Below are 23233 nucleotides of genomic sequence, written 5' to 3'. Positions count from 1 at the left end.
CCCACCGGTTCGGGCCGGGCAATCGCCGGTCCGTGCCCGCGTCACGCTCCGGACAGCGCCGGGTACTACGTATGGACGCAGTGTGACGCCGGTGCAAAGCTCGAAGGACCCCGATTCAACCTCCTCACCGTCACACCGGGAGGCACGAGCATCATGGGAGCCACATCACACCAAGCCGGAGCCGCCGGCAGGGCACCGACGGCCGACCGCCCGTCCTCGCTGCGGAACGTCGTGCTGGTCGGCCACAGCGGAGCCGGCAAGACCACGCTCGTCGAGGCCCTGGCCCTGACGGCGGGCGCCGTCAACCGGGCCGGCCGGGTCGAGGACGGCACCGCCGTCTCCGACTACGACGAGATCGAACACCGCCAGCAGCGGTCCGTACAGCTGTCCCTCGTCCCGGTCGAATGGGCCGGCATCAAGATCAATATCCTGGACACCCCCGGATACGCCGATTTCGTCGGCGAGCTCAGGGCCGGTCTGCGCGCCGCGGACGCGGCCCTTTTCGTCGTCTCCTCCTCGGACGGGATCGACGGCGCCACCCGCATGCTCTGGGACGAGTGCGAGGCCGTCGGCATGCCCCGCGCCATCGTCGTCACCCATCTGGAGGCAGCCCGCGCCGACTACGCACAGATGACCACCGTCTGCGGGGAGATCTTCGGAGCCGAGGACCCCGACGCCGTCATCCCGCTCTACCTGCCGCTGTACGGGCCTCCCGGCCCCGACGGCCACGCCCCGGTCGCCGGCCTCCTCGGCCTGCTCTCCCGGCGCGTGTACGACTACAGCTCCGGGGAGCGCGTGGAGCGCGACCCCGAGCCTGCCGAGCTCGCCCGCATCTCCGACGCCCGCTCCCGCCTCATCGAGGGGATCATCGCCGAGAGCGAGGACGAGAGCCTCATGGACCGCTACCTCGGCGGCGAGGACATCGACTTCAAGACCCTCGTCGACGACCTGGAGCGCGCCGTCGCCCGCGGCACCTTCCACCCCGTCCTGATGGCCGCCCCCGCCACCGACGGCGCCCGCCAGGGACTCGGCACCGTCGAACTCCTGGAACTGATCACCGGCGGCTTCCCCACCCCGCTGGAGCGCGCCGCCGTGGCCGTCACCGCCCCGGACGGCACCGAGCGCCCGGCCGTCACCTGCGATCCCGACGGGCCCCTCGTCGCCGAGGTCGTCAAGACCTCCTCCGACCCCTACGTCGGGCGCGTCTCCCTCGTCCGCGCCTTCTCCGGCACCCTGCGCCCCGAGGAGACCGTGCACGTCAGCGGCCACGGCCTGGCCGACCGCGGGCACGAGGACCACGATGTCGACGAGCGGATCGGCACCCTCACCTCCCCCTTCGGCAAGCAGCAGCGCCCCCTCACCCAGGTCATCGCCGGGGACCTCGCCTGCGTGGCCAAACTCACCCGCGCCGAGACCGGCGACACCCTCTCTGCCAAGGACCGGCCCCTGCTCATGGAGCCCTGGCCGATGCCCGACCCGCTGCTCCCCCTCGCCATCGCCGCCCACAGCAAGGCCGACGAGGACAAGCTCTCCCAGGGCCTGGCCCGGCTCGTCGCCGAGGACCCCACGATGCGGCTGGAGCAGAACCCGGACACCCGCCAGGTCGTCCTGTGGTGCCTCGGCGAGGCCCACCAGGACGTGGCCCTCGAACGGCTGCGCACCCGCTACGGGGTCCAGGTCGACCCCGTCCCGCACAAGGTGAGCCTGCGCGAGACCTTCGGCGCCAAGGCCGCGGGCCGCGGCCGCCACGTCAAACAGTCGGGTGGGCACGGCCAGTTCGCCGTCTGCGAGATCGAGGTGGAACCGCTCCCGCCGGGCAGCGGCATCGAGTTCGTCGACAAGGTCGTCGGCGGCGCCGTGCCCCGCCAGTTCATCCCGTCCGTCGAGAAGGGCGTACGGACCCAGGCCGCCCGCGGTGTCGCCGCCGGCTATCCGCTGGTCGACGTGCGCATCACCCTGCTCGACGGCAAGGCGCACTCGGTGGACTCCTCCGACGCCGCCTTCCAGACCGCCGGCGCGCTCGCCCTGCGCGAAGCCGCCGCCGAGGCCCGCATCCACCTCCTCGAACCGGTCGCCGAGCTCGCCGTCCTCGTCCCCGACGAGTACGTCGGCCCCGTCATGAGCGACCTCGCCGGCCGCCGCGGCCGCGTGGTCGGCACCGAACAGGCCGGCTCCGGCCGCACGCAGGTCCGCGCCGAGATCCCCGAGATCGAAATCGGCCGGTACGCCGTCGAACTGCGCTCGGTGTCGCACGGCACGGGCCGGTTCACCCGCGCCTACGCCCGCCACGAGCCCATGCCGCCCCAGATCGCCGACAAGGTGCGCGAACAGGCCGAGAAGGGAACCTGATTGACACAGCGCCAGGAGCCGCCCACTCAAGCCGCTTGCGGTGGGCGGCATTTCCCTGTCCCATGACCATGGGAAGAGATACGCCGATAGGCTCATCTGCGCGGCAAAAGAGCACAACGCACAGCGATGGGGGCAACGGTGGCGGACGACGGATTCGACTTCAGGCCCGGGGCGCAAGTCCCCCTCCAGGGGGGCGGCGGCCAGACTGCGGCGACCAACGCCCTCGCGTCGGCCGCGTACCGGGACGGCGGCAAGGACGCCAAGCTGTCCGACATCGCGAAAGCCGACAACGAGTACCACAAGTCCACGATCAAACCCCCGAAGATCTCGCTCTTCGAGCCCAACCTGGGCGAGGCCTTCTGCCGCGCCGTCGAGGCCCGCACCCTCGGCGCCGGCCGCAAACCGCTCATCCAGTCCTTCGGCCTCGACCCGCAGACCGTCGTCGAGCACTGCCTGGCCGCCTCCCGCATCCGCAAGGAGCGCGACCGCAAGCTGCGCCTGATCATGCTCGTCGCCGGCGTCGTCTTCCTGCCCGGCCTCCTGCTGTGGCTGGGTCTGTTCCAGCTCCGCAAGACGCTGGCCAAGGGTGACGGCAAGCGCTCGTCCTGGCTGGGCACCCTGCTGCTCGTGGGCGTCGCCGTCGTGGCGGCCGTGCTGATGTTCCGGCTGCCGTTCACCGGCTTCCTCGGCCTCTATCTGCGCGGCATGATCATCGCCCCCGCCGTGGGCTGGCTCCTCGCCCGCCGGATCTGCGAGGCCACCGCCACCGACCTGCGCTCCCGCTGGGACGGGCTGCTGGCCGGCAGCGGCATCGGCGCCAAGATCCCGGAGGCGGTGCCCGGCAACCCGGACGAGAAGGCCCGGGAAGACCTGCGGCACTCGCTCGCCAAGCTCACGGCCGAGGACCGCAGCAACTCCGTCTTCTACGCAGGCCCCAAGGGCATCCTCGGCATGGGCACCCGCTGGGGCAGCTGGCAGATGGCCGAGGAGCTCGCGCCCAAGACCGAGGGCATGGAAATCCACCCGTTCCGCAGCTGGGACGTCATACGCGCGATCGACACCGAACTGCGCAAGCTGGAGCGCGGCCCGCTGCACACCGGCGGCCTGCCGCCCGCCTCGATCCAGCACTGGATCGTCACCCCGGTCGGCGAAGGCGCCGGAGAGGTGGCCCGCCCCACCGGCGCCGACGTGGACACCTTCCTCGTCAAGCCGCACGAGATCACCCGGATCTGCAACGAGCAGCAGTTCAGCGGCGGCAACCGGCACTACCTCGGCATCCAGTACCCGCTCTGGGACGGCCAGTTGGTGATCACGATGCTGGTGACGGTCACCGTGCTGTACAAGACCCTGCGCGTCGAGGTGACCGGCCACGCGCTCGGGCCGGTGCACGGCCTGTTCACCAGCAAGTCGGCCGCCCCGAAGGTCGAGGTGCCGAAGTCCATCCGGTTCTGGGAGACCGTCGAGCGGCCCCTGCCGCTGGTGGACGCCCAGGAAGTGGTCCGCCTCGCCGTCCGCGCCCCGCTGACCTGGTTCCCGCCGATCCTCGAATTCTTCGGCGGCAAGCTGGTCCTGCCGGAGCCCTTCGGCCTGCGGCACGTCTGGGCGGGCCAGCCCTGGCGCCACCGCTTCATGGCCGACGACGCCCTGCGCGCCGCGACGCCGGTCCTGCGGGCGGTGCACACGGCGGCGCTGCGGGTGCTGGAGGAGAACGGCGCCGACATCGAGCGCTTCACCAACCGCTCGATGATGGTCAGCGGGCTCGTCCAGGACGCCGCCCCGCGCAAGGCGGACGCCTACGACGCGTAGGCGGCAGGTCCCGGGGCCGATCCGCGGCCCCGGGAGCTGCTGGTCGTCGTCCTGATCGTCGTCCTAGTCGGTGGGCCAGGTGTCGGCGAGCATCTGGCGGGTGTCCGCGAGGAGTTGGGGCAGCACCTTGGTGTGGCCGACGACCGGCATGAAGTTCGTGTCCCCGCCCCAGCGGGGCACGATGTGCTGGTGCAGGTGCGCCGCGATGCCGGCCCCCGCGGCCGCGCCCTGGTTCATGCCGATGTTGAAGCCGTGCGCCCCGGACGCCTTGCGCAGCGCGACCATCGCCCGCTTCGTGAGATCGGCCAGCTCGGCCGTCTCGGCGGCGTCGAGCTCCGTGTAATCGGCGACGTGCCGGTACGGAACGACCATCAGGTGGCCGCCGTTGTACGGGTACAGGTTCAGCACGGCGTAGACGTGCTTGCCCCGGGCCACGATCAGGCCGTCCTGGTCGGACATCTCCGGAATTTCGCAGAAGGGACAGCCGTCCCCGGCCTCCGGACCGGTCGGCTTGTTCTCCCCCTGGATGTACGCCATCCGGTGGGGCGTCCACAGACGCTGGAACGCGTCCTGCGTGCCCACACCGATCTGCTGCTCCGGCTCAGTCGTCATGGGATGCAGCATATGACCTTGCCCCCGGCGGGCGTGTCGCCGGGGCCAGGACCGGTACCGGGGCCGCGATGCTGGGCCCATGCGCGAACAAGCCGAGACCCGGGACGCAGTCTGGGAGCGCCGTACGGAGCTGCCCCTCTTCTATGCCTCACTGATCTTCCTCGCCGGGTACGCGGTCCGCGTCCTGGCCACCGACGCCCACCACCTCTGGCGGCAGATCGCGACCATCGTGGTCCTGGTGACATGGCTCTGCTTCATCGTGGACTTCCTGGTGCGCCTGGTCCTCAGCCGCCAGCGGCCGCGGCGTTTCATCCGCCTGCACTGGCTGGACGCCCTGGTCGTCCTGCTGCCGACGCTGCGGCCGCTGCGCATGATCAAGGTCCACGACGCCATCCAGGCCAAGCACGACCGCCCGCGTCGCAGCCTCTACCCGCGCGTGATCACGTACGCCGGTCTCTCGTCGCTGCTGCTCGGCTTCTCCGGCTCGCTCGGCATGTACCACGTCGAGCGGCTGGACCCGGCCTCCCCGATCCAGACGTTCTGGGACGCGGTGTGGTGCGTGTGCCAGACGCTGACGACGGTCGGGTACGGCGACGTGGCCCCGGTGACCCCGAAGGGACGGCTGATCGCGATCGGGCTGATGGCCTGCGGCTTGGCCCTGCTGGGCGCCGTGACGGGTTCCTTCTCGTCCTGGCTGATCCAGATCTTCCGTCGGGAGGGCGAGGAAGAGGGGCCCTCGGGAGACGGAAGTGCTCCCGGGGCCCCTTGATGAGCCGCTACGCCGGTCAGACCTGGACGCGGTCCTCGACGACCTTGGCCAGCTTGGCCAGCGCCTCGTCCTTGGCGATGCCGTTCTCCTGCGAACCGTCGCGGTAGCGGAAGGAGACGGTGCCCGCGGCCATGTCCTCGTCACCGACGATGATCATGAACGGAACCTTGAGCTTCTGGTGGTTGCGGATCTTCTTCTGCATCCGGTCGGAAGAGGCGTCCACCTCGACGCGCAGGCCCTTCTTCTTCGCCTCGGCGGCGAACTCCTGCAGGTACTCCACGTGCCCGTCGCCGATCGGGATGCCGACCGCCTGGACCGGGGCCAGCCACGGCGGCATGGCGCCCGCGTAGTGCTCCAGCAGCACGGCGAAGAACCGCTCGATGGAGCCGAACAGGGCGCGGTGGATCATGACCGGGCGCTGGCGGGAGCCGTCGGGCGCGGTGTACTCCAGGTTGAACCGCTCCGGCAGGTTGAAGTCCAGCTGGACGGTCGACATCTGCCAGGTACGGCCGATGGCGTCGCGCGCCTGCACGGAGATCTTCGGGCCGTAGAAGGCCGCGCCGCCCGGGTCGGGGGTCAGCGGGAGGCCCTGCTTCTCGGCGACCTGCTGGAGGACGGCGGTGGCCTCTTCCCAGACCTCGTCCGAGCCGACGAACTTCTCCGGGTCCTTGGTCGACAGCTCCAGGTAGAAGTCGGTCAGACCGTAGTCGCGGAGCAGGTTCAGCACGAAGGTGAGGGTGCGGTCGAGCTCCTCGGCCATCTGCTCACGGGTGCAGTAGATGTGCGCGTCGTCCTGGGTGAACCCGCGGGCACGGGTCAGGCCGTGCACGACGCCCGACTTCTCGTACCGGTACACGGTGCCGAACTCGAACAGGCGCAGCGGGAGCTCACGGTACGAGCGGCCGCGCGCATCGAAGATCAGGTTGTGCATCGGGCAGTTCATGGGCTTGAGGTAGTAGTCGGTACCACCGTCGAGCTGCATGGGGGGGTACATGCCCTCCGCGTACCAGTCCAGGTGACCGCTCTTCTCGAAGAGCGCGCCCTTGGTGGCGTGCGGGGAGTAGACGAACTCGTAGCCCTCTTCCTCGTGCCGGCGGCGCGAGTAGTCCTCCATGGTCCGGCGGATGATGCCGCCGCGCGGGTGGAAGACGGCCAGGCCGGAGCCGATCTCGTCCGGGATGGAGAAGAGGTCCAGCTCGTTGCCGAGCTTGCGGTGGTCGCGCTTCTCGGCCTCGGCGAGGAAGTCGAGGTGGGCCTTCAGCTCTTCCTTCGACGGCCAGGCGGTGCCGTAGATGCGCTGGAGCATCGGGTTCTTCTCGCTGCCGCGCCAGTAGGCGGCCGCGTTGCGCATCAGCTTGAACGCCGGGATGTTGCGGGTGGTGGGCAGGTGGGGACCGCGGCAGAGGTCCTTCCAGCACAGCTCGCCGGTCTTGGCGTCGAGGTTGTCGTAGATGGTCAGCTCGCCGCCGCCCACCTCGACGTTCGCGCCGTCGTCGGTGGACGCGGAGCCCTTGATGCCGATGAGCTCCAGCTTGTACGGCTCGTCGGCGAGCTCCTCGCGGGCCGCCTCGTCGGAGACCACGCGGCGGGCGAACTTCTGCCCGCGCTTCTGGATCTCCTGCATCTTCTTCTCGATGACCTTGAGGTCCTCGGGGGTGAAGGGCTTGGCGACGTCGAAGTCGTAGTAGAAGCCGTCCCGGACCGGCGGGCCGATGCCCAGCTTGGCCTCGGGGAAGAGCTCCTGCACGGCCTGGGCCATGACGTGCGCGGTGGAGTGGCGCAGGATGTTGAGACCGTCCTCGGAGGAGATCTCCACGGGCTCGACGGTCTCGCCGTCCTTCACCTCGTACGCGAGGTCCTTCAGCTCACCTGCGATGCGCGCGGCGACGATGGTGCGCTCGCCGGCGAAGAGCTCGGCTGCCGTAGTGCCCGTGGCCACCACGCGCTCGTCCCGCTCGGAATCGCGTTGGATGATCACACGGACGTCTGACACCGGTCTCTCCTGACTGAGGGGATGCGCGAGCGAACACTGCGCGCCTGAATCGTACCGAGCCGAGCGGCTCCGCCGCGAAACGGTTAAGCCTCCGCCGCCCCGGGCCGCCGGGCCGGGGCGGACGGCGGGCGGCGGCGGGGTCGGTCAGTCGTCCGTCGGGAGGACGTCCGCGGGGTCCAGGGACTCGTCCAGGGACTTCATCAGGCGGTCGCGCTCGACCTCGTCCAGCGGGACCGGGCTCACGTCGGTGGCGTCCGTCAGCCGCCGGAACCCGCCCCGGCGCTGCAGCCGTCCGCTCACCCGGATCGGCACGCCGACCAGATGCGCGTGCCCCGCCACCCGGTACGCCTCCTCGTCCAGCACCGCCCGTACGTACGGCACCTCCGCCCCCGCCAGGACGCGCAGCCGGATCGTGCCCCCGCCGCCCGGCGCCGAACGCCGCATCCGGACCACCGCGCCGGCCACCCGCACGGGAACCGCCGGTTCGTCCCGCGTGTAGCGCGCCGCCGCCTCCCGGAGCACCGGCAGGTCCCCGGGCGAGAACTCCACCGGCTCCGGCCGGGCCGCGCAGCCCGCCGGGACCCCCGCCGCCGGCGCCCAGGCCAGTGCGACCCGGGCCCCCTCCGAGCCGCGCACCAGCGCGATCAGCGCATCGGCCAGCTCCCGGCTGACCCCGGCCTCGACCGCCGCGTCGAAGGCCTCCATGCCGCCGGTGGCCCGCTGGTAGTCCACGGCCTCCCGGGCCGCGTGCAGCGCGTGGTGCAGCCGGGTCACGGTGCCCCGCCCGCCGTCGACCGGGACGTACGCGGTCAGCCTGCGCCCGCCGGGGGCCGGCCCCACCAGGACCCCGTCCAGGGCGCGTTCGGCCTGGCCGCGGTGGCGGGCCCCGTAGTACCCGGCCCTGGCCCGGTCCGCGAGGGCCCCGGCCAGCAGGAGCTGCCGGGCGGCCGAGCGGAGCTGTTCCTGTACGGTCCACGCGGCCGCGCCCCGGGGCCCGTACGGTCCCTCGGGGCCCTCCGGGATCCGCCGCTCCCAACGGATCTCGTCGCTGGGCACGCTCAGTCCGTACAGCACCTCCCGCGCGGACGGCAGCGCGCTGCGCGAGAGGGCGGTCAGCGCCTCCTCCAGCAGGTCGGAGCAGTCCGGGAAGGACCGGCTCTCGGGGACGAGGAGGCTGCTCCCCCCGCCGGCCGACCCGTGCGGGGCCGGCGGCGTCCAGCGTCCGTACCGCCCCGCGGCCCCGCCCCGGCGCTGCCAGCCGTGCCGGTGCAGCAGGGCCCCCAGTACGGCCGGGTCGACGTGTGCGGGATCGGGCGTCCCGGAGTCCGAGAAGTCCCCGTACTCCGACGGGGACGTCAGCGGTTCCAGGTTCGGTGAGTGCCAGTGCATCAAGGTGTCCCTCCCGACCCGACCCGGGTCATGATCTCGCACAGCGCCCGGTCGTCGAAGATCCGCGTGGTCGGGATCCGTACGGTGGTCCGGCGCCGGCCGGTCACGGGGTGCCCGGCGAGGTTGGTCCAGTAGCAGCAGTGCCGCAGGTCGAGCCGGTCGTGGCCGGCGGCGAGCCACTGGTCGCGCTCTCGCGGGACGAGCATCACGACGAGGATCTTGTGGACGGCGACCGGCGTGCGCGCCAGCTTCACCAGGTGGTCGTTGTCGAGCGTGAAGGCGAACGTGGGCCCCGCCGGTCTGGGCGGTATCTGGTAGGTCGCCTTCAGCTGCACCTTGATGGTGACCTCGTCGTCGACGACGTGCTCGGGCGCGCCGTGGTTGACCTGCCAGTCGATGCCGTTGTCCGGAAAGGGCTGGGAGAGCGAGCAGCCGGCCGCGGCCGCGACGGCGTGCAGGTATCCCACTTGGAGGGTCTCCATGCAGGCGGTGGTGGCGAGCGTGCCGCGCAGCGGTCCGGTCCGGTCATCGTTCCGCGGATCGGTCCGCCCCTGCAGCATCCCGCCCGGTTCGGGCTGCGCGAGCGCCATGGCCGGCTCCCCATGCCTTCCGGGCTCTGCCGAATGAGGGTGGTGTGGTGCGTGGGGTGACGACCGGTCATGTGTGCGGTCCCCCACGGAAGTTGTCTCCGCAGCGGACGGCCCGCAAACGGCGTACGGCGCAAACAGGCCGGGTATCACCGATGCGGGCGGGGGTGGCACGTTCCGAGGCGGCGGTGCCCGGGTGCGCCCCGACGGCCGATCGGGAACGAGGAGTTCGCCATGACGCGCTGGTATGAGGGGCCGCTGGCCGCATTCGACACGGAGACGACCGGGGTGGACGTGGAGCAGGACCGGATCGTGTCCGCCGCTCTCATCGTGCAGGAGTGTGCGGGCGGCCGGGTCCGCTCCACCCGCTGGCTGGTCAATCCCGGGATTCCGGTGCCCCCCGGGGCCACGGAAGTGCACGGTCTGACCGATGAGCACCTCCAGCGCAACGGGCGGTGGCCGGCGCCCGTCGTGGAGGAGATAGCCCGTGCGCTCGGGGAACAGCTGGTGGCGGGCCGGCCGGTGGTGGTGATGAACGCGCCGTTCGATCTGACGCTGCTGGACCGGGAGTTGCGCCGGCACCGGGCGTCGACGCTGGCGCGGTATCTGGACAACCGGCCGCTGACGGTGCTGGATCCGCGGGTGCTGGACAAGCACCTGGACCGGTACCGCAAGGGCCGCCGGACGCTGACGGACCTGTGCGCGCACTACGGGATAGAACTGGAGGGCGCGCACGAGGCGGCGGCGGACGCGCTGGCCTCGCTGGAGGTCGTACGGGCGGTGGGGCGCCGGTTCGCGGCCCGGCTGGAGCGGCTGACCCCGGCGGAGCTGCACACGCTCCAGGCGGTGTGGCACGCGGCGCAGGCGCGCGGGTTGCAGGCGTGGTTCGCGCGGCAGGGGACGCCGGAGGCGGTGGATCCGCACTGGCCGCTGCGGCCGGAGCTGCCGGCGGCGGCGTAGGACACGGCCCGGGACGAACGCGAGAGCAACGGGCCCCGGACGTGCGGAAGGCCGGCCCGTCGTGAGACGGACCGGCCTGACCCGGTGGGCGATACTGGGATCGAACCAGTGACCCCTTCGGTGTGAACGAAGTGCTCTCCCGCTGAGCTAATCGCCCGGGAACGGGTTGAACAATACAAGAGGCACGGGGTCTGGTTCAAACCGCTTCCGGTGGGGTGGCCAGCCGGGCCGCGAGCGCGTGCCGTCCGGCCCGCATCATCAGGGCGTGGTTGAGGCGGAACGCGGGCCGCACGGGCACCGCGAGACGCCTCAACAGGGGGCTGCGCACCTCGACCTCCTGTTCGTACAGGGCCCGTGTCCCGCGGCCGCCCGCTCCCCGGCGGGCCCGCACGGTCCACCGGGCCCAGCCCTCGATGTCCCCGTGCAGGGCCGCCTCCAGGAGGCCGCGCCCGGGATCGCGGAGCAGTTCGGTGGCGGTCATCCGGATCTCGTACGGGAGGAGGGAGCGGATGAGCAGCGTGCCGCTGTACCCGCCGTGGCCGCTGTGCCCGCTGTCCCCGCCGTGCCCGCCGTGCCCGCCGATCTGCTCGGCCGCGCGGACCTGGGGCCACCAGCGCGGGTAGTCGCCGGCCTGCTCCAGTACGGAGTAGACCCGCGCTGGCGGGGCGTCGAGGTCCCACACGGTGCGGAAGCGGTAGCGGTTCCAGCGGTCCAGGCGGCTGCGGTCCATGGCCCCAGTCTGGACCGGCGGGGCGGCGAGCGGGGCCCGCTCCGCCGCATCCACCCTTCCGTGGGTACGGCTGCGTACTCCCGTGTACTCAGCGCGGATCTGAGTACGCGCGCCCATGTCCTGACGGCGTGACGGGCGCCACACTCCGGAACATGGCGACTCCACCACCACCGGGCATACCGCTGCCACCCGACCGCGAGCTGGCGCTCATCGACCGGGAGCTGGCTCAACTCGACGCCCGGCGCACGTACTTGCTGGCCCGGCGGGACTGGCTGCTGCGGCTGCCGGCACCGAACGGCTGGGCGCCGGCCGCTTCCGTCTCCCCGGCCCGCCGGCAGGAGGCCTCGAGCCCCGGTGCGCAGAACGTGCTGCTGACGCTGGGTGCGGTGCTGCTCGCGGTGGCCGCGCTGGCGTTCACGCTGGTCAGCTGGGGGTCCCTGGGGATCGCCGGGCGCAGCGCGGTGCTGGCCGTGGTGACGGCGGCGGCGCTGGGCGCGCCCGCGCTGCTGCTGCGCCGCGGGCTGCGGTCGACGGCCGAGTCGGTGGCGGCGGTGGGGCTGCTGCTGACGGTGCTGGACGCGTACGCGGTGTACGCGGTCGCGACGCCGCAGACCGACGGCACGGCGTACGCGGCGTGGGCGGCGGCCGTACTGGCGGCGCTGTGGGCGGGGTACGCCCGGGTGCTGCCGGGGCTGGTGGTCCCGCTCCCGGCGGCGGTGCTGACGGCGCAGCTCCCGCTGCCGCTGGCGGCGGTGGCCGCGGCGGCGGGGCCGGTGGGGAGCGGCTGGGCGCTGCTGGCGACGGCGGCGCTGGACGCGGCGCTCGTACTGCTGGTGCCCGGGGCCCGGGCCCGGGCGGCGGTGTTCGGCCCGGCGGCGGTGAGCGCGGGCGTTCTGGGGGCGGGGGCCCTGCTGAGCGGGCTGTGGCAGATGGCGCAGGCGGGTTCGGCGGGGGCGGCGGCCGGTCCGGCGCTGCTTCTGGCGGCCTGCGCGGCGCTGGGCGTGGGGGTGGCCTGGCGGGAGCCCTCGGCGATGGCGGCCTCGGTCGTGGGCGCCCTCGCGGGGGTGGCGGCGCTCGGCGGCCCGGTCCGGCCGCTGCTGGCGCGGGACTGGGCCGTGGTGGTGCTCCTGCTGCTCGCCCTGCCGCTGCTGGCTGCGGTACGGGCGAGCATGCTCCCGGCGGCGGTGCGCCGTGGCCTGGCGCGGGCCGGGGCGGGGGTGGCCGCCCCGGCGGCGCTGTCGGCACTGGTGGCGGCGGTCGGCTCGCTCGGGTCCCGGGTCGGGGTGCTGGGCGAGGTGTGGGCGGCGACGACCCCGTCCCGGGACGCGTACGGGCCGGGCCCGGCGGCCGCGGTGACCCTGCTGCTGGCGGCGGGGGCGGCCGGGTGGCTGGCGCGGGTGCTGCCGCGCCCGGAGGCGGGCGTGATCGCGGTGGCGCTCGGCTGGGCGGGGCTGTTCACGGCGCCGCTGCTGTCCGGGCTGCCGGTGGCGGCGGTGCTCGCGGCCCAGCTGGCGGTGACGGCGGCGGCCGGGGTGTGCGCGCTACGGCTCGGGCGCGGCCCGGGGTACGCGGCCGCGGTGTGCGCGGTGGTGGGGGCGCTGAACCTGTCGGTGGCCGCGCTGGACGGCCGTACCGCCACCTTCGTGGTGTTCGGGCTGCTGGGTGCGGGCTGCGCGGCGGGGGCGGCGCGGCGGCCCGCTCCGCTGCCCGTGCGGGCCGGGGCGGCGGTGCTGGCCGTCGGGTACGCGGCGGCCGTGACGGCGGCGCTGGGGGCGCTGTGGGGGCTCGCGGCGTCCTGGTGGGCGCTGCCGCTGCTGGCGGTCCCGGCGGCGGTGGCCGCGGCCGGCCCGCGGCTGGGCCGGGTGCGGCTCCCGGCGGAGGCCGCGGCGGGCGCGGTCGGCGCGGTGGCGCTGCTCCTCGCGAGCTGGCCCTGGGAGCCGGCCCGGGCGGCGCTCGTGTGCGCGCTGGCCGGGGTGGTCTGCGCGGGCGCGGCGGTACGGGCGGAGCGGCGCGGGCTCGGCTGGGCGGCCGGAGCCCTGTTCGTGGCGGCGACGTGGATCCGCCTGTCGGCGTCGGGGGTGCAGGTGCCGGAGGCGTACACGCTGCCGGTGACGGTGCCCGCGCTGGCGGTGGGCTTCGTACGCCGCCGCCGGGACGCGCAGGCCTCGTCGTGGACGGCGTACGGGCCGGGGCTGGGCGCGACGCTGCTGCCGAGCCTCCTCGCCGCCTGGGGCGATCCGCACTGGCTGCGGCCGCTGCTGTTGGGCCTGGCGGCGCTGGCGGTGACCCTGCTCGGCGCGCACCGGCGGCTCCAGGCCCCGCTGCTGCTCGGCGGCGCCACCCTCGGGGCGGTCGCCCTGCACGAGCTGGCCCCGTACGTGGTCCAGGTCGTCGACGCGCTGCCGCGCTGGCTGCCGCCGGCGCTGGCGGGGCTGCTGCTCCTGGTGGTGGGGGCGACGTACGAGAGGCGGCTGCGGGACGCGCGCCGGCTGCGGGCGGCCCTCGGCCGGCTGAGGTAGCGGCGGGAGCGGCGGGAGCGGGGAAACGCCAAGGGCCCGGAGACTCTGAAAGTCTCCGGGCCCTTGGTCCGGGTGGGCGATACTGGGTTCGAACCAGTGACCCCTTCGGTGTGAACGAAGTGCTCTCCCACTGAGCTAATCGCCCGGACGCACCGCAAACATTACCCCATGTCAGCGGTGGTTCCCGACCATCACTGGTCCTTGAGGTTCCAGGGCAGCGCGAGCCCGTACTTCCACAGGTAGAAGCCGATCAGCGCGCCCGCGATCACGAGCCCGACGCCGGTCAGGATGAGGTTGCGGCGGCGGACCTTGGGGTCCAGCGCCTTCTGCGCGGCCTCGGTCACCTTGCGCTTGGTCCAGCGCAGCACCAGGTGGGCCCAGGCGAACTCGGTGGCCCAGATCGCCAGGCCCGCGAAGATCGCGACCCAGCCGGGGCCGGGCAGGACGAGCATGGCCACGCCCGCGCCGATGACGGCGAGGCCGACGATGAAGACGCCGACCTGCCAGCTCACGTGCAGGGTGCGGCGCGACTTGATGAAGGCGGGAGCCTTCGATACGTGCTGCGCTTCTTGCGTGGTCTGCTGAGTCGTGTCGTCGGCTGCGGACTCGGCTCCGGACTCGGCTGCGGACCCTTGGGTCCCGCGGTCACTCCCCGTATTCATGAGCCCGAATCTACCGGAGCCGGAAGCACACGTGAATGGCGCTTTGGATCCGCCGTCCGAGGGACCCAGAGGTCCGCAAAACGGTCAGAGGGGTTTACAACGGCACCGTAGGTGGCATGTCGATTTCGCCGACGTGCGAATCCCCGAGCGCACACTGAGCGAAAGGCCCTGGCGCTTATGAACACCACGGTCAGCTGCGAGCTGCACCTGCGCCTCGTTGTGTCGAGCGAGTCCTCACTGCCTGTCCCGGCGGGCCTGCGGTATGACACGGCCGATCCCTACGCCGTGCACGCCACCTTCCACACCGGCGCCGAGGAGACGGTCGAGTGGGTTTTCGCCCGCGACCTCCTCGCCGAGGGCCTCCACCGGCCCACCGGAACCGGAGACGTCCGCGTCTGGCCGTCCCGCAGCCACGGTCAGGGCGTCGTCTGCATCGCCCTGAGCTCACCGGAGGGAGAAGCACTGCTCGAAGCACCCGCCCGCGCACTCGAATCGTTCCTCAAGCGGACGGACGCCGCGGTTCCACCCGGGACCGAACACCGGCACTTCGACCTCGACAAGGAGCTCTCCCACATCCTGGCCGAAAGCTGAGCCAGGCCCTCAGGGAGCACCTCCCGGCACGCGCCGGGGGCCACTCCGCACCGTCCGACTCGGGGCGACGGTGCGGGCTGGACGAAAACCTCATACGGCAGTGCTGGCGCTGTTCTTGCGGAAGCCGTCCGCAAGGGCGGCGCCGGTGTGCGTGGCGGGGTCCACCTCGCCACTGGTGACGCGTCCGTCACAGGGGTCCCTCCCGGTTCCGGCCGGTCACGGCTAGAGTCGGCCCCCAGCGGCGGCACTGGTCCGTCGCCGCAGGCCCGGCCCCAGGGAGCGACCCCCGTGCAGATTCCCCACGACACCCGTCGCGCGCTCGACGTCGTCGTCGCGCTGGTGAACACCGCGGCCGAGACGGACCATCCCGACGGACTGGCGGACGTCGGCTCACTGCGCGAATTCGTACGCGAGTACAAGATCAGCGACATCGGCGAGCTCGGCGCCCGCGACCTCTCCGGCGTACGGACGGTCCGCGGCAAGTTCGCACAGGTCTTCGGCGCGCCCAACCCGCGGACCGCGGCCGGGCTCATCAACGAGCTGGTGGCGACCGCCGGCACCACCCCGCAGCTGACCGACCACGACGGCTACGACTGGCACGTCCACTACTTCGCGCCGGGCGCCTCGCTGGGCGACCACCTCGCGGCCGACGGCGGCATGGCACTGGCCTTCATCGTGGTCTCCGGCGAGCAGGAGCGGCTGCGCCGCTGCGAGGCCCCCGACTGCCGGCGGGCCTTCGTGGACCTGTCCCGGAACCGCTCCCGGCGCTACTGCGACAGCCGGACCTGCGGGAACCGGCTGCACGTGGCGGCGTACCGGGCCCGGCGCAAGGAGGCCGACGCAGGCCCTCCGGAGCCGGACGCCCAGCGGCAGGACGCCCAGCCGGACGCGCAGTAGGGCTCACAGCAGGAAGAGGTCATGAACGGCGGCCAGCAGCAACAGGGTGCCGATCACTCCTAGGAAGATCATCAGGGGCGGCTGGGAGAGCGCGAAGAGGCAGCCTCGCGGCTCGTCGGCGACGGGGGCGGGGACCGGGGCCGGTGCGGGAACCGGCGGGTCGCCCTGCGATGTGTCGAGCATGTCGGGGCGATGATCGCGCAGGGCGCACGGGAACAGCCCCCAACACGCCAGCCTTTACGCGGGAGTTCACCCCTTCTTGTCAGGCCCGCGGCGATACCGCTCCCGACCTCAGATGCCGTGCTTCTTCAGAATCGCTTCGATGTCGGAGAAATCGTCCGCAGGAGTGGCGGGGGCCTGGCGGGACGCCGGCTGCGGAGGGGCGCCCTGCCCCAGCGAGGGGGCGGACGCGGCAGGGGCCACGGCCTCCTGCGCGGGGCTCCCCTTGGCCGCCTTCGGCGCCTTGGCCGGCTTGACGGGCTTGGCGGGCTTCTCCCCCGCACCGAGCCCGCGCCGCTCGATGGCGCGCGTGGTCATGAACAGCACCCAGGAGAGCCCGAGCAGCCCGAAGCCCGCCCAGACGGTCGGGTCGAAGACGATTTTGGACGCCCATTCCACGAGGCCCGTCAGCACCAGGGCGACCGGCACCAGCGCGTACGCCGCGATCCGCGTGGCGGCGAGGAAGCGCTTGCGGTACGCGGTCACCGCGGCGATGCCCAGGCCCGCCGCGGACACCGCGGAACATATGGTCTCGGCCAGCATGCGGTCCTCCAGGGGTGGGCGATCTGTCCCTTCCATCCTGCACCGGGCACCACCGCAGCGGCCATGGCCCGAGCGGATCCGGCGCCGATCTCCGGGAGATCTCGGGGTCGCGCCTCCTCCTCGGGGGGTGCGCGAAGGGGTCCGGGAGGGGGCGCGGCAGGGGCACGGCAGGGGTGCGTTTCGATGGGCGCGACCGGCGGCTGGGACACTGGACCCATGACCGATTCCGTGATCCTCGACGTCTGGTGCGAACTCCAGTGCCCGGACTGCCACCGCGCCCTGGACGACGTACGCGCCCTGCGGGCCCGCTACGGCGACCGGCTGGACATCCGGCTGCGCCACTTCCCGCTGGAGAAGCACAAGCACGCCTTCGCCGCGGCGCAGGCCGCCGAGGAGGCCGCCGAGCAGGGCCAGGCCTGGCCTTACGTGGAGGCCGTACTGGCCCGCACCGCGGAGCTCGGCGAGCGCGGTGAGGCCGTACTGCTGGACGTGGCGCGTGAACTCGGCCTCGACGCCGAGGAGTTCGACACCGCGCTGATCGACGGCCGGCACATCCTGATCGTCGACGCCGACCAGGCCGAGGGCAAGGCCATCGGCGTGACCGGCACCCCGACGTACGTCATCGACGGCGAGCGCCTCGACGGCGGCAAGAGCCAGGAGGGCCTGCGCGCCCGCATCGAGGAGATCACGGACCGCCTGCTGGCGGACACCCCCTAGAGCAGGTCCTTGGCGTAGTTGACGTTCGTCGTCCGGTAGCCGAGGGACTCGTACAGCCGCAGGGCCGGGGTGTTGCCCGCGAAGACATTGAGACCGAGGACGCGGTGGCCCCCGGCGAGGGCCGCGCGTTCGGCGAGGAGCATCAGGTCGCGCCCGTGGCCCCGGCCCCGGTGCTCCTCGGCGACGACGACGTCGAAGACGTACGCGCCCTCTCCGTTCGGCGCCGCCCACAGGTGGCCGACGCGGACGCCGTCCGCCTCCAGGACGGACAGGGTGGTGCCCTCGGTGGCCAGTCCGTGGGGCAGCGCGCGTTCGTGGTCGGCCACCGACTTCGCCCGCGCGGCCTCCTCCGGCATGCCGCGGGTGGTCCAGTCGGCGACGTATCCCTCGACCGCCCCGACGAGCCAGACCTCGTACTCGGCCTGCGTCATGGGTCGGCCGACTACCCCCGCCCGGAGCTCGGGCGGCTCGGCCGGGAGGTCCTTGGCCATGTTGCGGCTGTACTCGGTGTACCCGAGCGCCTGGGCCATCCGCAGTCCGCCCGGCGACTGCGCGGGCACGGAGACCCGGACGCGGCGGCAGCCCCAGCCGCGCAGCACCTCCTCGGCGGCGAGCGCCCCGACCGTGGCGCGGCCGCGCCGCCGGTCGGGCTCGTCGACGGCGAGATCCCGGATCTCGCCGACGGTCGGCCCGAAGGGCGTGTCGCAGGCGACCAGCAGCGCGCCGACGCGCCTGCTGTTGACCCGGATCTCGTACGGGCGCGACCGCGCGCCCCCGGTGCTCTGCTGAAGCGGCCCGCTCGGCCGCAGGGTGGTGGTCATCACTCGTGTTCTACCCGCCCTGCGGCCCCGTGCGACAGCCATTAAACGGGCGGTTCGGGCGCCGCCCCCTTCCCCGGTCCCACCCATCCCGTCCGTCCCACCCATCCCGCCCGTCACACCGCTCACCCGTCTCAGGGGTCCAGGTCCGCCCCGGCGTGCGCGTCGAAGATCCGCATCGCCTCGGCCGTGACGGGCCCCGGCACGGCCGGGGCCACGGCCACGTCCCGCCCGTCGACCCGGTGGACGGCCTGCACATCGCGCAGCGTGGAGGTCAGGAAGATCTCCTCGGCCTGCTCCAGCGCCTCGAAGGGCAGGTCCGCCTCCTTGGCGCCGGCCCAGTCCACGACGAGGGCCCGGGTGATGCCGGCGAGGCAGCCGGAGGCGAGGGGCGGCGTGTACAGCTCCCCGTCCAGGACGACGAACACATTGGAGCCGGTGCCCTCGCAGAGCCGCCCGACGGTGTTCGCGAAGAGGGCCTCGGAGGCCCCGGCCCGGTGGGCGGCGGCCAGCGCGACGACGTTCTCGGCGTACGAGGTGGTCTTCAGGCCGGCCACGGCGGAGCGCTCGTTGCGGACCCAGGGCACCGTGATCACGTCGGTGCCGTCCGGCCGGCGGATCTCCTCGGCCACGGCCACGACGAGGGTGGGGGCCGCGTCGCCGCGGTCGGAGCCGAGCGGGGACACGCCGCCCGTGTACGTGATGCGCATCCGGCCGAGCGGCAGCGGATTGGCCCCCAGGACGGCTGCGCAGGCCCGGCGCACCTCGTCCGGATCGGGGTCGGGCAGTCCGAGGCCGCGGGCCGAGCGGGTCAGCCGGTCCACGTGGCGGGTGAGGGCGAAGGCGGCTCCGCGCTCCGCCTTCACCGTCTCGAACACGCCGTCGCCCACGGTCAGCCCGTGGTCGAAGACGGACACCTGTGCGCTGTCGGCGTCCCGCAGCGCGCCGTCGAGCCAGATCCTCACCGTACGATCCCTCCGCTCACCCAGGGGTGCCGGTCACCTCATGGGTTCCCGACGCTACCCTGAGCAACCGGGCGGCCTTCAGCTCCGTCTCGGCCCATTCGCGATCGGGGTCGGAGCCCCAGGTGATGCCGGCGCCGGTGCCGAAGAGCAGGCGCGGGCCGCCCGGGCGCCGGCGGTCGATCCAGAAGGTGCGGATGCCGACGGCGAGCTCGGCGGTGCCGCGGTCGGCGTCGACCCAGCCGATGCCCCCGCAGTAGGGACCGCGGGGGGCGGTCTCCAGGGCCTCGATGATCCGCAGCGCGGAGGACTTGGGGGCGCCGGTGACGGAGCCGGGCGGGAAGGTGGCGGCGAGCAGCTCGGGCCAGCCGGCGCCCTCGGCGAGTTCGCCGCTGACGGTGGAGACCAGGTGGACCAGGCCCGGGTGCTCCTCGACGGCGCACAGCTCGGGGACGGCGACGGAGCCGGTGGCGCAGACCCGGCCGAGGTCGTTGCGTACGAGGTCCACGATCATGACGTTCTCGGCGTGGTCCTTGGGCAGGAGGTCGGCGGCGGTGCGGCCGGTGCCCTTGATGGGGCCGGACTCCACGTGGCGGCCGGCCCGGCGCAGGTACAGCTCGGGGGACGCGGTGGCGATCTCGACGCCGTGGGCCGGCAGCCGAATCGTTCCTGCGTACGGGGCGGGGTTGCCGCGGGCTAGCAGGGCCGTGAGGGCGTCGACGTCGGCGCGGTCCGGGTCGGGCAGCGGCGCGGACATCACGCGGCAGAGGTTGGCCTGGTAGACCTCGCCGGCGGCGATGTACTCGCGGATGCGGCGTACGCCGGCCGTGTACGCCGCGCGGTCGAGGGAGGAGGACCACTGGTCGGCGGCGGGGCCGCGCCAGGCACCCGGGACGGGCGCCGGGACGGGGTCGGGGCGTATGTCGCCGAAGCGGGCGCAGACCAGACGTCCCTCGAAGTCGGCGGCGACCGCCCAGAAGCCCGTCGAGTCGAGGGCGGAGGGGTCGCTGGTGACGTCTCGGAGGTCGGTCGCGAGGAGGCCGCCGAAGCGGGCCAGGGGAAGCAGGTCGTGCACGGCTGCGAGTCTATGACCGGTGACGCCGCGGCGCCGGTGAGGTGACCGCCGGGTGACCGGTGGTGATCGAGTGGCAGCACGCTGCGGAAACGCGTTTTTGAGCTGGCCCGGGAATCCGCTAGAGTTCAACACGTCGCCAGGGAGCGAAGGGGGAGAACCCCGGAGCGAACACGGTGACCTGCGGACGTAGCTCAGTTGGTAGAGCACCACCTTGCCAAGGTGGATGTCGCGAGTTCGAGTCTCGTCGTCCGCTCGAAGTGGGGGATCTTCCCGAGAACCCCTACCTGCTCCATGGTGGAGTGGCCGAGAGGCGAGGCAACGGCCTGCAAAGCCGTCTACACGGGTTCAAATCCCGTCTCCACCTCCAAGGACGATTAGCTCAGCGGGAGAGCGCTTCCCTGACACGGAAGAGGTCACTGGTTCAATCCCAGTATCGTCCACTGATCCGCAAGGATCCCCGCGCGATTAGCTCAGCGGGAGAGCGCTTCCCTGACACGGAAGAGGTCACTGGTTCAATCCCAGTATCGCGCACGCAGTATCTGCACCACCTGCTTCACCTGCGGTTCCGCACCGTAGTCCCGCGCGATTAGCTCAGCGGGAGAGCGCTTCCCTGACACGGAAGAGGTCACTGGTTCAATCCCAGTATCGCGCACCACCTCCGGAAGCCCCGGCCGTTTCGACGGCCGGGGCTTCCGCGTTGTGGCCGCTCAGGAGGAGAAGAGCATCCGGCCGAAGCCGCCCTTGTGGTGGCCGTGGTGACCGTGGCCGTGGCCGCCGTGGTGGGGGGCGCCCCAGGCCGGGGCGGGGGCGTGCGCGGCCGGGTAGGGGACCGGGGGCGCGGCCGGCGGCGGGACCTGGCCGTACTGGCCGCCGGTGTACTGGGACTCCAGGCGGGTCAGCGCCTCCAGCTCGCCGTAGTCGAGGAAGATCCCGCGGCAGTTGCTGCACTGCTCGATCTGGACACCGTTGCGGTTGTAGGTGTGCATCATCGCGTGACACTTCGGACACTGCATGACCGGATCAACTCCTCGCCGTCTGCTTCGACACCGGATGCATGCCCGGTGGCGTGAACCTCACCCTACGACGGAGCCTGCGCCTCCAAGTCGGGCGGGAGGGAGGCAATTCGGGCACAGGACTCCACCATCAACCTCTCCACGTCATCGAGTCGGCGACGGCTTTCCGCCGATTTGGCCAGGGCGAGGGCGGCGGTCTGCACGGTCAGGGCCCGGGCGGCGAGGTCCAGTTCCGGCCAAGGGTCGGAGCCGGGCGGCCCGGCCGCGGGGCCGCCGGCGGCGCGGTAGGAGTCGAGGAAGCGGACCCAGGTGCCGGTGTCGAGCAGCCCGGCGGCGTACCAGGCGGCGGGCCGCGCCAGATCCCAGGCGGGGGTCCCGATGCCGAGGTCGTCCACGTCGATGAGCCGCCAGCCCCCGTCGGGGCCCGGCCCCCGCACCAACTGCCCGAGGTGCAGGTCCCCGTGGCACAGGGCCCCGCCGCGGGGCGCCGGCGCCTCCCCGCGCACCCAGGCGGGCAGGGTCCGCGCAGCGGCCCGTACGAGGTCGCCGGCGGGCCGGCCCTCGGCGGGTCCGGGCACGAGCGCGGCCCCGGACCGCGGCCCTGCGGGACCACGGGCGCCGCCGGGGCTTCGGACCCCGGCGGCACTCCGGACCCCGTCGGGAGCCGTGGCCCGGGACAGGCGGCGCAGGGCGCGGGCGAGTTTGGCCGGACCGCGCATCGGGGGGACCGGGCCGGGCAGCCGGTGCACGGGGACCTGGTGGAGGGCCGCCAGCAGCCGCCCCGCCGCCTCCCAGGGGGCGTCCTCGGGATGCTCCGGGTCGACCGGAGCCCCGTACGGCCACAGGGACACCGGCCGGCCACCGAGGTAGCCGACCTCGGGGCGCAGCGGGGCCAGCAGCACCCCGGCCAGCGCCTCGTCCGCGGCGATCCGCATCCGTACGGCGAGGCCCGCGCGGTCGCTGTCCCCGGCGTGCGCCTTGGCGACGATCTCTCCGCAGCGCACGACCGTACCGTCCTCGCGCTCGGCGAGCAGCTCGTAGGGGGCGCCCCGCTCCCCCGCGCCGGCGTACGCCGCGAGGGCGGCGGGCAGTGGCTCCTGGTTCATCGCGGCTCCACGGCTCCCGTCGCTGGCGTCTCGGAAGCAGGTTACGGAACCGCGGGGGCGCATGAAGCGGCGGACGGCGGTGTGGGACGGCATGAAAAAGGGTGCTGCCCGTCCGACTCCCCAGTCGTACGGGCAGCACCCTTCACCTGCCGTCCGTCGCGCCCCCGTCCCCACGGGGTTCGACAGGCCGATGTCCCGGTCCGGGCCGCTCTCCCGGACCCGAGGCGCCGCTCAGCGCCCCAGCATCACGCCCACGGACGACGCCTGTGCCGCCACCTGGTCGAATCCTCCGAAGAGGAAGAGCAGGAGGGCGGCCAGGGGGAGCACCATGGCCGCGGCCACCAGTGGGTGGCGCGTGCCGGACTCATGGCCGTTGAACGCGAATGCCTTGCGTCCGGGCCGCGTGATGTCCGCCATGGGTCCTCTCCCTGTCGGTTGGCAGCGGCGGGCTTGTGACCTCGGGGGACGAGTGCGCCACCCGCCGCTTGTCTTCAACACTAGGCGCGGCGAAGTCCCCTGGCGTCCTGCCCTCGTATCCCTTGGCAGGCCTCCAAGAGGATGACGGGCCGTCGTGCGTGTACTCCCCTGGGTGGAGACCGGTCCCCCGTTCTGAGGGTCATCCCGGAGGGGATGACCGGAGGGTAGTGAGTTCGCTCACTTCCGTCACTCCCCGCGCATGCGTGTCCGCCGGCGGGGTACCCGCAAGATCACCCCGCGCGCCCGCCCGGCGCACGCGCTCCAGCCCGCCGCGCGCCCCGCGCACGACCCCGACCGGATGCCCAATCCCCTTGGCCCGAGGGCCGTTTGGCCGTACGGGCAAGTGCCGTACGGGCAGGGGTCCGTGCGGGTGAGGAACCCTCAAGTGGGTTGGCCCGCACTGACAATCGATTCTTCCGGCGAGGGCGCGGCCTCTGAG

22 protein-coding genes and 7 tRNA genes are annotated in these 23233 nt (G+C 73.0%); 13 read left to right on the top strand and 16 right to left on the bottom strand.

What is annotated here, in order from left to right:
- The first annotated feature begins 153 nt into the window (after positions 1–153).
- Together ACIQU4_RS31025 and ACIQU4_RS31020 are read left to right on the top strand one after the other, a co-directional pair.
- Complete coding sequence (locus tag ACIQU4_RS31025) at positions 154–2349, top strand: elongation factor G-like protein EF-G2 (RefSeq protein WP_403737632.1); 2196 nt, start codon at positions 154–156, stop codon at positions 2347–2349.
- A 138-nt stretch (positions 2350–2487) separates the two neighbouring features.
- Positions 2488–4155: a hypothetical protein gene (locus ACIQU4_RS31020; RefSeq protein WP_403737629.1), complete on the top strand. Its 1668-nt coding sequence runs from the start codon at positions 2488–2490 to the stop codon at positions 4153–4155.
- A 63-nt stretch (positions 4156–4218) separates the two neighbouring features.
- On the opposite strand, the gene ACIQU4_RS31015 is transcribed toward ACIQU4_RS31020, so the two are convergent.
- Positions 4219–4779: an HIT family protein gene (locus tag ACIQU4_RS31015; protein WP_403737626.1), complete on the bottom strand. Its 561-nt coding sequence runs from the start codon at positions 4777–4779 to the stop codon at positions 4219–4221.
- A 67-nt stretch (positions 4780–4846) separates the two neighbouring features.
- On the opposite strand from ACIQU4_RS31015, the gene ACIQU4_RS31010 reads away from it, so the two are divergent.
- Positions 4847–5536, top strand: a complete 690-nt coding sequence (locus tag ACIQU4_RS31010) for a potassium channel family protein (RefSeq protein ID WP_403737623.1) — start codon at positions 4847–4849, stop codon at positions 5534–5536.
- Positions 5537–5552: 16 nt separating this feature from the next.
- Here ACIQU4_RS31010 and thrS read toward each other — a convergent pair whose 3' ends face one another.
- The 3 genes from thrS to ACIQU4_RS30995 all read right to left on the bottom strand — a co-directional run bounded on the left by thrS (position 5553) and on the right by ACIQU4_RS30995 (position 9508).
- Positions 5553–7529: a threonine--tRNA ligase gene (gene thrS / locus ACIQU4_RS31005; protein ID WP_403737618.1), complete on the bottom strand. Its 1977-nt coding sequence runs from the start codon at positions 7527–7529 to the stop codon at positions 5553–5555.
- Positions 7530–7673: 144 nt separating this feature from the next.
- Positions 7674–8918 carry a hypothetical protein gene (locus ACIQU4_RS31000; protein WP_403737615.1) on the bottom strand — a complete coding sequence of 415 codons (1245 nt, stop codon included), beginning with the start codon at positions 8916–8918 and terminating at the stop codon, positions 7674–7676.
- Positions 8918–9508 (bottom strand): DUF4365 domain-containing protein, encoded by a 591-nt coding sequence (locus tag ACIQU4_RS30995; RefSeq protein WP_403737613.1) that lies wholly within the window; start codon positions 9506–9508, stop codon positions 8918–8920. The genes ACIQU4_RS31000 and ACIQU4_RS30995 overlap by 1 nt, the downstream gene beginning before the upstream one ends.
- 231 nt (positions 9509–9739) lie before the next feature.
- Here ACIQU4_RS30995 and ACIQU4_RS30990 point away from each other — a divergent pair, with 231 nt between their 5' ends.
- Positions 9740–10465 (top strand): 3'-5' exonuclease, encoded by a 726-nt coding sequence (locus tag ACIQU4_RS30990; RefSeq protein WP_403737610.1) that lies wholly within the window; start codon positions 9740–9742, stop codon positions 10463–10465.
- Between the two features lie 85 nt (positions 10466–10550).
- On the opposite strand, the gene ACIQU4_RS30985 is transcribed toward ACIQU4_RS30990, so the two are convergent.
- Positions 10551–10622 (bottom strand) — tRNA-Val (locus ACIQU4_RS30985).
- 39 nt (positions 10623–10661) lie between these two features.
- Positions 10662–11195, bottom strand: coding sequence for an SRPBCC family protein (locus tag ACIQU4_RS30980; protein ID WP_403737607.1), 534 nt, complete (start codon positions 11193–11195; stop codon positions 10662–10664).
- A gap of 152 nt (positions 11196–11347) precedes the next feature.
- On the opposite strand from ACIQU4_RS30980, the gene ACIQU4_RS30975 reads away from it, so the two are divergent.
- Positions 11348–13714, top strand: a complete 2367-nt coding sequence (locus ACIQU4_RS30975) for an SCO7613 C-terminal domain-containing membrane protein (protein ID WP_403737604.1) — start codon at positions 11348–11350, stop codon at positions 13712–13714.
- A gap of 73 nt (positions 13715–13787) precedes the next feature.
- Here the strand turns inward: ACIQU4_RS30975 and ACIQU4_RS30970 are convergent.
- A tRNA-Val gene (locus tag ACIQU4_RS30970) sits at positions 13788–13859 on the bottom strand.
- Positions 13860–13905: 46 nt separating this feature from the next.
- Entirely contained in the window at positions 13906–14376 is a 471-nt protein-coding gene (locus tag ACIQU4_RS30965) for a TIGR02611 family protein (RefSeq protein ID WP_403737601.1), read from the bottom strand.
- A 177-nt stretch (positions 14377–14553) separates the two neighbouring features.
- On the opposite strand from ACIQU4_RS30965, the gene ACIQU4_RS30960 reads away from it, so the two are divergent.
- Both ACIQU4_RS30960 and ACIQU4_RS30955 read left to right on the top strand, forming a co-directional pair.
- The gene (locus ACIQU4_RS30960) at positions 14554–14967 is read left to right on the top strand and encodes an SsgA family sporulation/cell division regulator (RefSeq protein WP_030011909.1); all 414 of its coding nucleotides are present in this window, start codon (positions 14554–14556) and stop codon (positions 14965–14967) included.
- A gap of 288 nt (positions 14968–15255) precedes the next feature.
- Positions 15256–15864 carry a CGNR zinc finger domain-containing protein gene (locus ACIQU4_RS30955; RefSeq protein WP_403737598.1) on the top strand — a complete coding sequence of 203 codons (609 nt, stop codon included), beginning with the start codon at positions 15256–15258 and terminating at the stop codon, positions 15862–15864.
- A gap of 3 nt (positions 15865–15867) precedes the next feature.
- On the opposite strand, the gene ACIQU4_RS30950 is transcribed toward ACIQU4_RS30955, so the two are convergent.
- Together ACIQU4_RS30950 and ACIQU4_RS30945 are read right to left on the bottom strand one after the other, a co-directional pair.
- Complete coding sequence (locus tag ACIQU4_RS30950) at positions 15868–16047, bottom strand: hypothetical protein (RefSeq protein ID WP_030157343.1); 180 nt, start codon at positions 16045–16047, stop codon at positions 15868–15870.
- A 108-nt stretch (positions 16048–16155) separates the two neighbouring features.
- Positions 16156–16626 (bottom strand): hypothetical protein, encoded by a 471-nt coding sequence (locus tag ACIQU4_RS30945; protein WP_403737596.1) that lies wholly within the window; start codon positions 16624–16626, stop codon positions 16156–16158.
- Between the two features lie 216 nt (positions 16627–16842).
- Between ACIQU4_RS30945 and ACIQU4_RS30940 the strand changes: the two genes are divergently transcribed.
- Positions 16843–17343 (top strand): DsbA family protein, encoded by a 501-nt coding sequence (locus ACIQU4_RS30940; protein WP_403737594.1) that lies wholly within the window; start codon positions 16843–16845, stop codon positions 17341–17343.
- Here ACIQU4_RS30940 and ACIQU4_RS30935 read toward each other — a convergent pair.
- The 3 genes from ACIQU4_RS30935 to ACIQU4_RS30925 all read right to left on the bottom strand — a co-directional run bounded on the left by ACIQU4_RS30935 (position 17340) and on the right by ACIQU4_RS30925 (position 20198).
- Positions 17340–18164 (bottom strand): GNAT family N-acetyltransferase, encoded by an 825-nt coding sequence (locus tag ACIQU4_RS30935; RefSeq protein WP_403737591.1) that lies wholly within the window; start codon positions 18162–18164, stop codon positions 17340–17342. The two genes, ACIQU4_RS30940 and ACIQU4_RS30935, sit on opposite strands and share 4 nt — an antisense overlap.
- A gap of 131 nt (positions 18165–18295) precedes the next feature.
- Positions 18296–19126, bottom strand: a complete 831-nt coding sequence (locus ACIQU4_RS30930; RefSeq protein WP_403737587.1) for an aminotransferase class IV — start codon at positions 19124–19126, stop codon at positions 18296–18298.
- A 16-nt stretch (positions 19127–19142) separates the two neighbouring features.
- Positions 19143–20198, bottom strand: a complete 1056-nt coding sequence (locus ACIQU4_RS30925; protein ID WP_403737584.1) for a chorismate-binding protein — start codon at positions 20196–20198, stop codon at positions 19143–19145.
- Between the two features lie 180 nt (positions 20199–20378).
- On the opposite strand from ACIQU4_RS30925, the gene ACIQU4_RS30920 reads away from it, so the two are divergent.
- The 5 genes from ACIQU4_RS30920 to ACIQU4_RS30900 all read left to right on the top strand — a co-directional run bounded on the left by ACIQU4_RS30920 (position 20379) and on the right by ACIQU4_RS30900 (position 20853).
- A tRNA-Gly gene (locus ACIQU4_RS30920) sits at positions 20379–20451 on the top strand.
- 40 nt (positions 20452–20491) lie between these two features.
- Positions 20492–20565, top strand: a tRNA-Cys gene (locus ACIQU4_RS30915).
- 1 nt (position 20566) lies between these two features.
- A tRNA-Val gene (locus ACIQU4_RS30910) sits at positions 20567–20638 on the top strand.
- Between the two features lie 19 nt (positions 20639–20657).
- Positions 20658–20729: transfer RNA gene (locus tag ACIQU4_RS30905), tRNA-Val, on the top strand.
- A 49-nt stretch (positions 20730–20778) separates the two neighbouring features.
- Positions 20779–20853 (top strand) — tRNA-Val (locus ACIQU4_RS30900).
- A gap of 52 nt (positions 20854–20905) precedes the next feature.
- On the opposite strand, the gene ACIQU4_RS30895 is transcribed toward ACIQU4_RS30900, so the two are convergent.
- From ACIQU4_RS30895 to ACIQU4_RS30885, 3 genes are all read right to left on the bottom strand, one after another.
- The gene (locus ACIQU4_RS30895) at positions 20906–21211 is read right to left on the bottom strand and encodes a zf-TFIIB domain-containing protein (protein ID WP_403737581.1); all 306 of its coding nucleotides are present in this window, start codon (positions 21209–21211) and stop codon (positions 20906–20908) included.
- A 65-nt stretch (positions 21212–21276) separates the two neighbouring features.
- Positions 21277–22317: a phosphotransferase family protein gene (locus tag ACIQU4_RS30890; RefSeq protein ID WP_403737578.1), complete on the bottom strand. Its 1041-nt coding sequence runs from the start codon at positions 22315–22317 to the stop codon at positions 21277–21279.
- Between the two features lie 231 nt (positions 22318–22548).
- On the bottom strand, positions 22549–22734 hold the full coding sequence (locus ACIQU4_RS30885) for a hypothetical protein (RefSeq protein WP_403737575.1): 186 nt from the start codon (positions 22732–22734) through the stop codon (positions 22549–22551).
- Positions 22735–23233: the final 499 nt, after the last annotated feature.

Origin of the sequence: Streptomyces sp. NPDC090741 (assembly GCF_044769045.1) — a bacterium.
In the GTDB taxonomy this organism is placed as follows: domain Bacteria; phylum Actinomycetota; class Actinomycetes; order Streptomycetales; family Streptomycetaceae; genus Streptomyces.
The sequence above is the reverse complement of the archived record's forward strand: the minus strand, read 5'-3'. Positions and strand labels throughout refer to the sequence as shown.

Coding starts and splice junctions, on each gene's coding strand:
- ACIQU4_RS30940 (WP_403737594.1), top strand. CDS start 16,843: ATGACCGATTCCGTGATCCTCGACGTCTGGTGCGAACTCCAGTGCCCG.
- ACIQU4_RS30975 (WP_403737604.1), top strand. CDS start 11,348: ATGGCGACTCCACCACCACCGGGCATACCGCTGCCACCCGACCGCGAG.
- ACIQU4_RS31025 (WP_403737632.1), top strand. CDS start 154: ATGGGAGCCACATCACACCAAGCCGGAGCCGCCGGCAGGGCACCGACG.
- ACIQU4_RS31015 (WP_403737626.1), bottom strand. CDS start 4,779: ATGCTGCATCCCATGACGACTGAGCCGGAGCAGCAGATCGGTGTGGGC.
- ACIQU4_RS30965 (WP_403737601.1), bottom strand. CDS start 14,376: ATGAATACGGGGAGTGACCGCGGGACCCAAGGGTCCGCAGCCGAGTCC.
- ACIQU4_RS30990 (WP_403737610.1), top strand. CDS start 9,740: ATGACGCGCTGGTATGAGGGGCCGCTGGCCGCATTCGACACGGAGACG.
- ACIQU4_RS30960 (WP_030011909.1), top strand. CDS start 14,554: ATGAACACCACGGTCAGCTGCGAGCTGCACCTGCGCCTCGTTGTGTCG.
- ACIQU4_RS30980 (WP_403737607.1), bottom strand. CDS start 11,195: ATGGACCGCAGCCGCCTGGACCGCTGGAACCGCTACCGCTTCCGCACC.
- ACIQU4_RS31000 (WP_403737615.1), bottom strand. CDS start 8,918: ATGCACTGGCACTCACCGAACCTGGAACCGCTGACGTCCCCGTCGGAG.
- ACIQU4_RS30890 (WP_403737578.1), bottom strand. CDS start 22,317: ATGAACCAGGAGCCACTGCCCGCCGCCCTCGCGGCGTACGCCGGCGCG.
- ACIQU4_RS30945 (WP_403737596.1), bottom strand. CDS start 16,626: ATGCTGGCCGAGACCATATGTTCCGCGGTGTCCGCGGCGGGCCTGGGC.
- ACIQU4_RS30935 (WP_403737591.1), bottom strand. CDS start 18,164: ATGACCACCACCCTGCGGCCGAGCGGGCCGCTTCAGCAGAGCACCGGG.
- ACIQU4_RS30895 (WP_403737581.1), bottom strand. CDS start 21,211: ATGCAGTGTCCGAAGTGTCACGCGATGATGCACACCTACAACCGCAAC.
- ACIQU4_RS30950 (WP_030157343.1), bottom strand. CDS start 16,047: ATGCTCGACACATCGCAGGGCGACCCGCCGGTTCCCGCACCGGCCCCG.
- ACIQU4_RS30995 (WP_403737613.1), bottom strand. CDS start 9,508: ATGGCGCTCGCGCAGCCCGAACCGGGCGGGATGCTGCAGGGGCGGACC.
- ACIQU4_RS31010 (WP_403737623.1), top strand. CDS start 4,847: ATGCGCGAACAAGCCGAGACCCGGGACGCAGTCTGGGAGCGCCGTACG.
- ACIQU4_RS30885 (WP_403737575.1), bottom strand. CDS start 22,734: ATGGCGGACATCACGCGGCCCGGACGCAAGGCATTCGCGTTCAACGGC.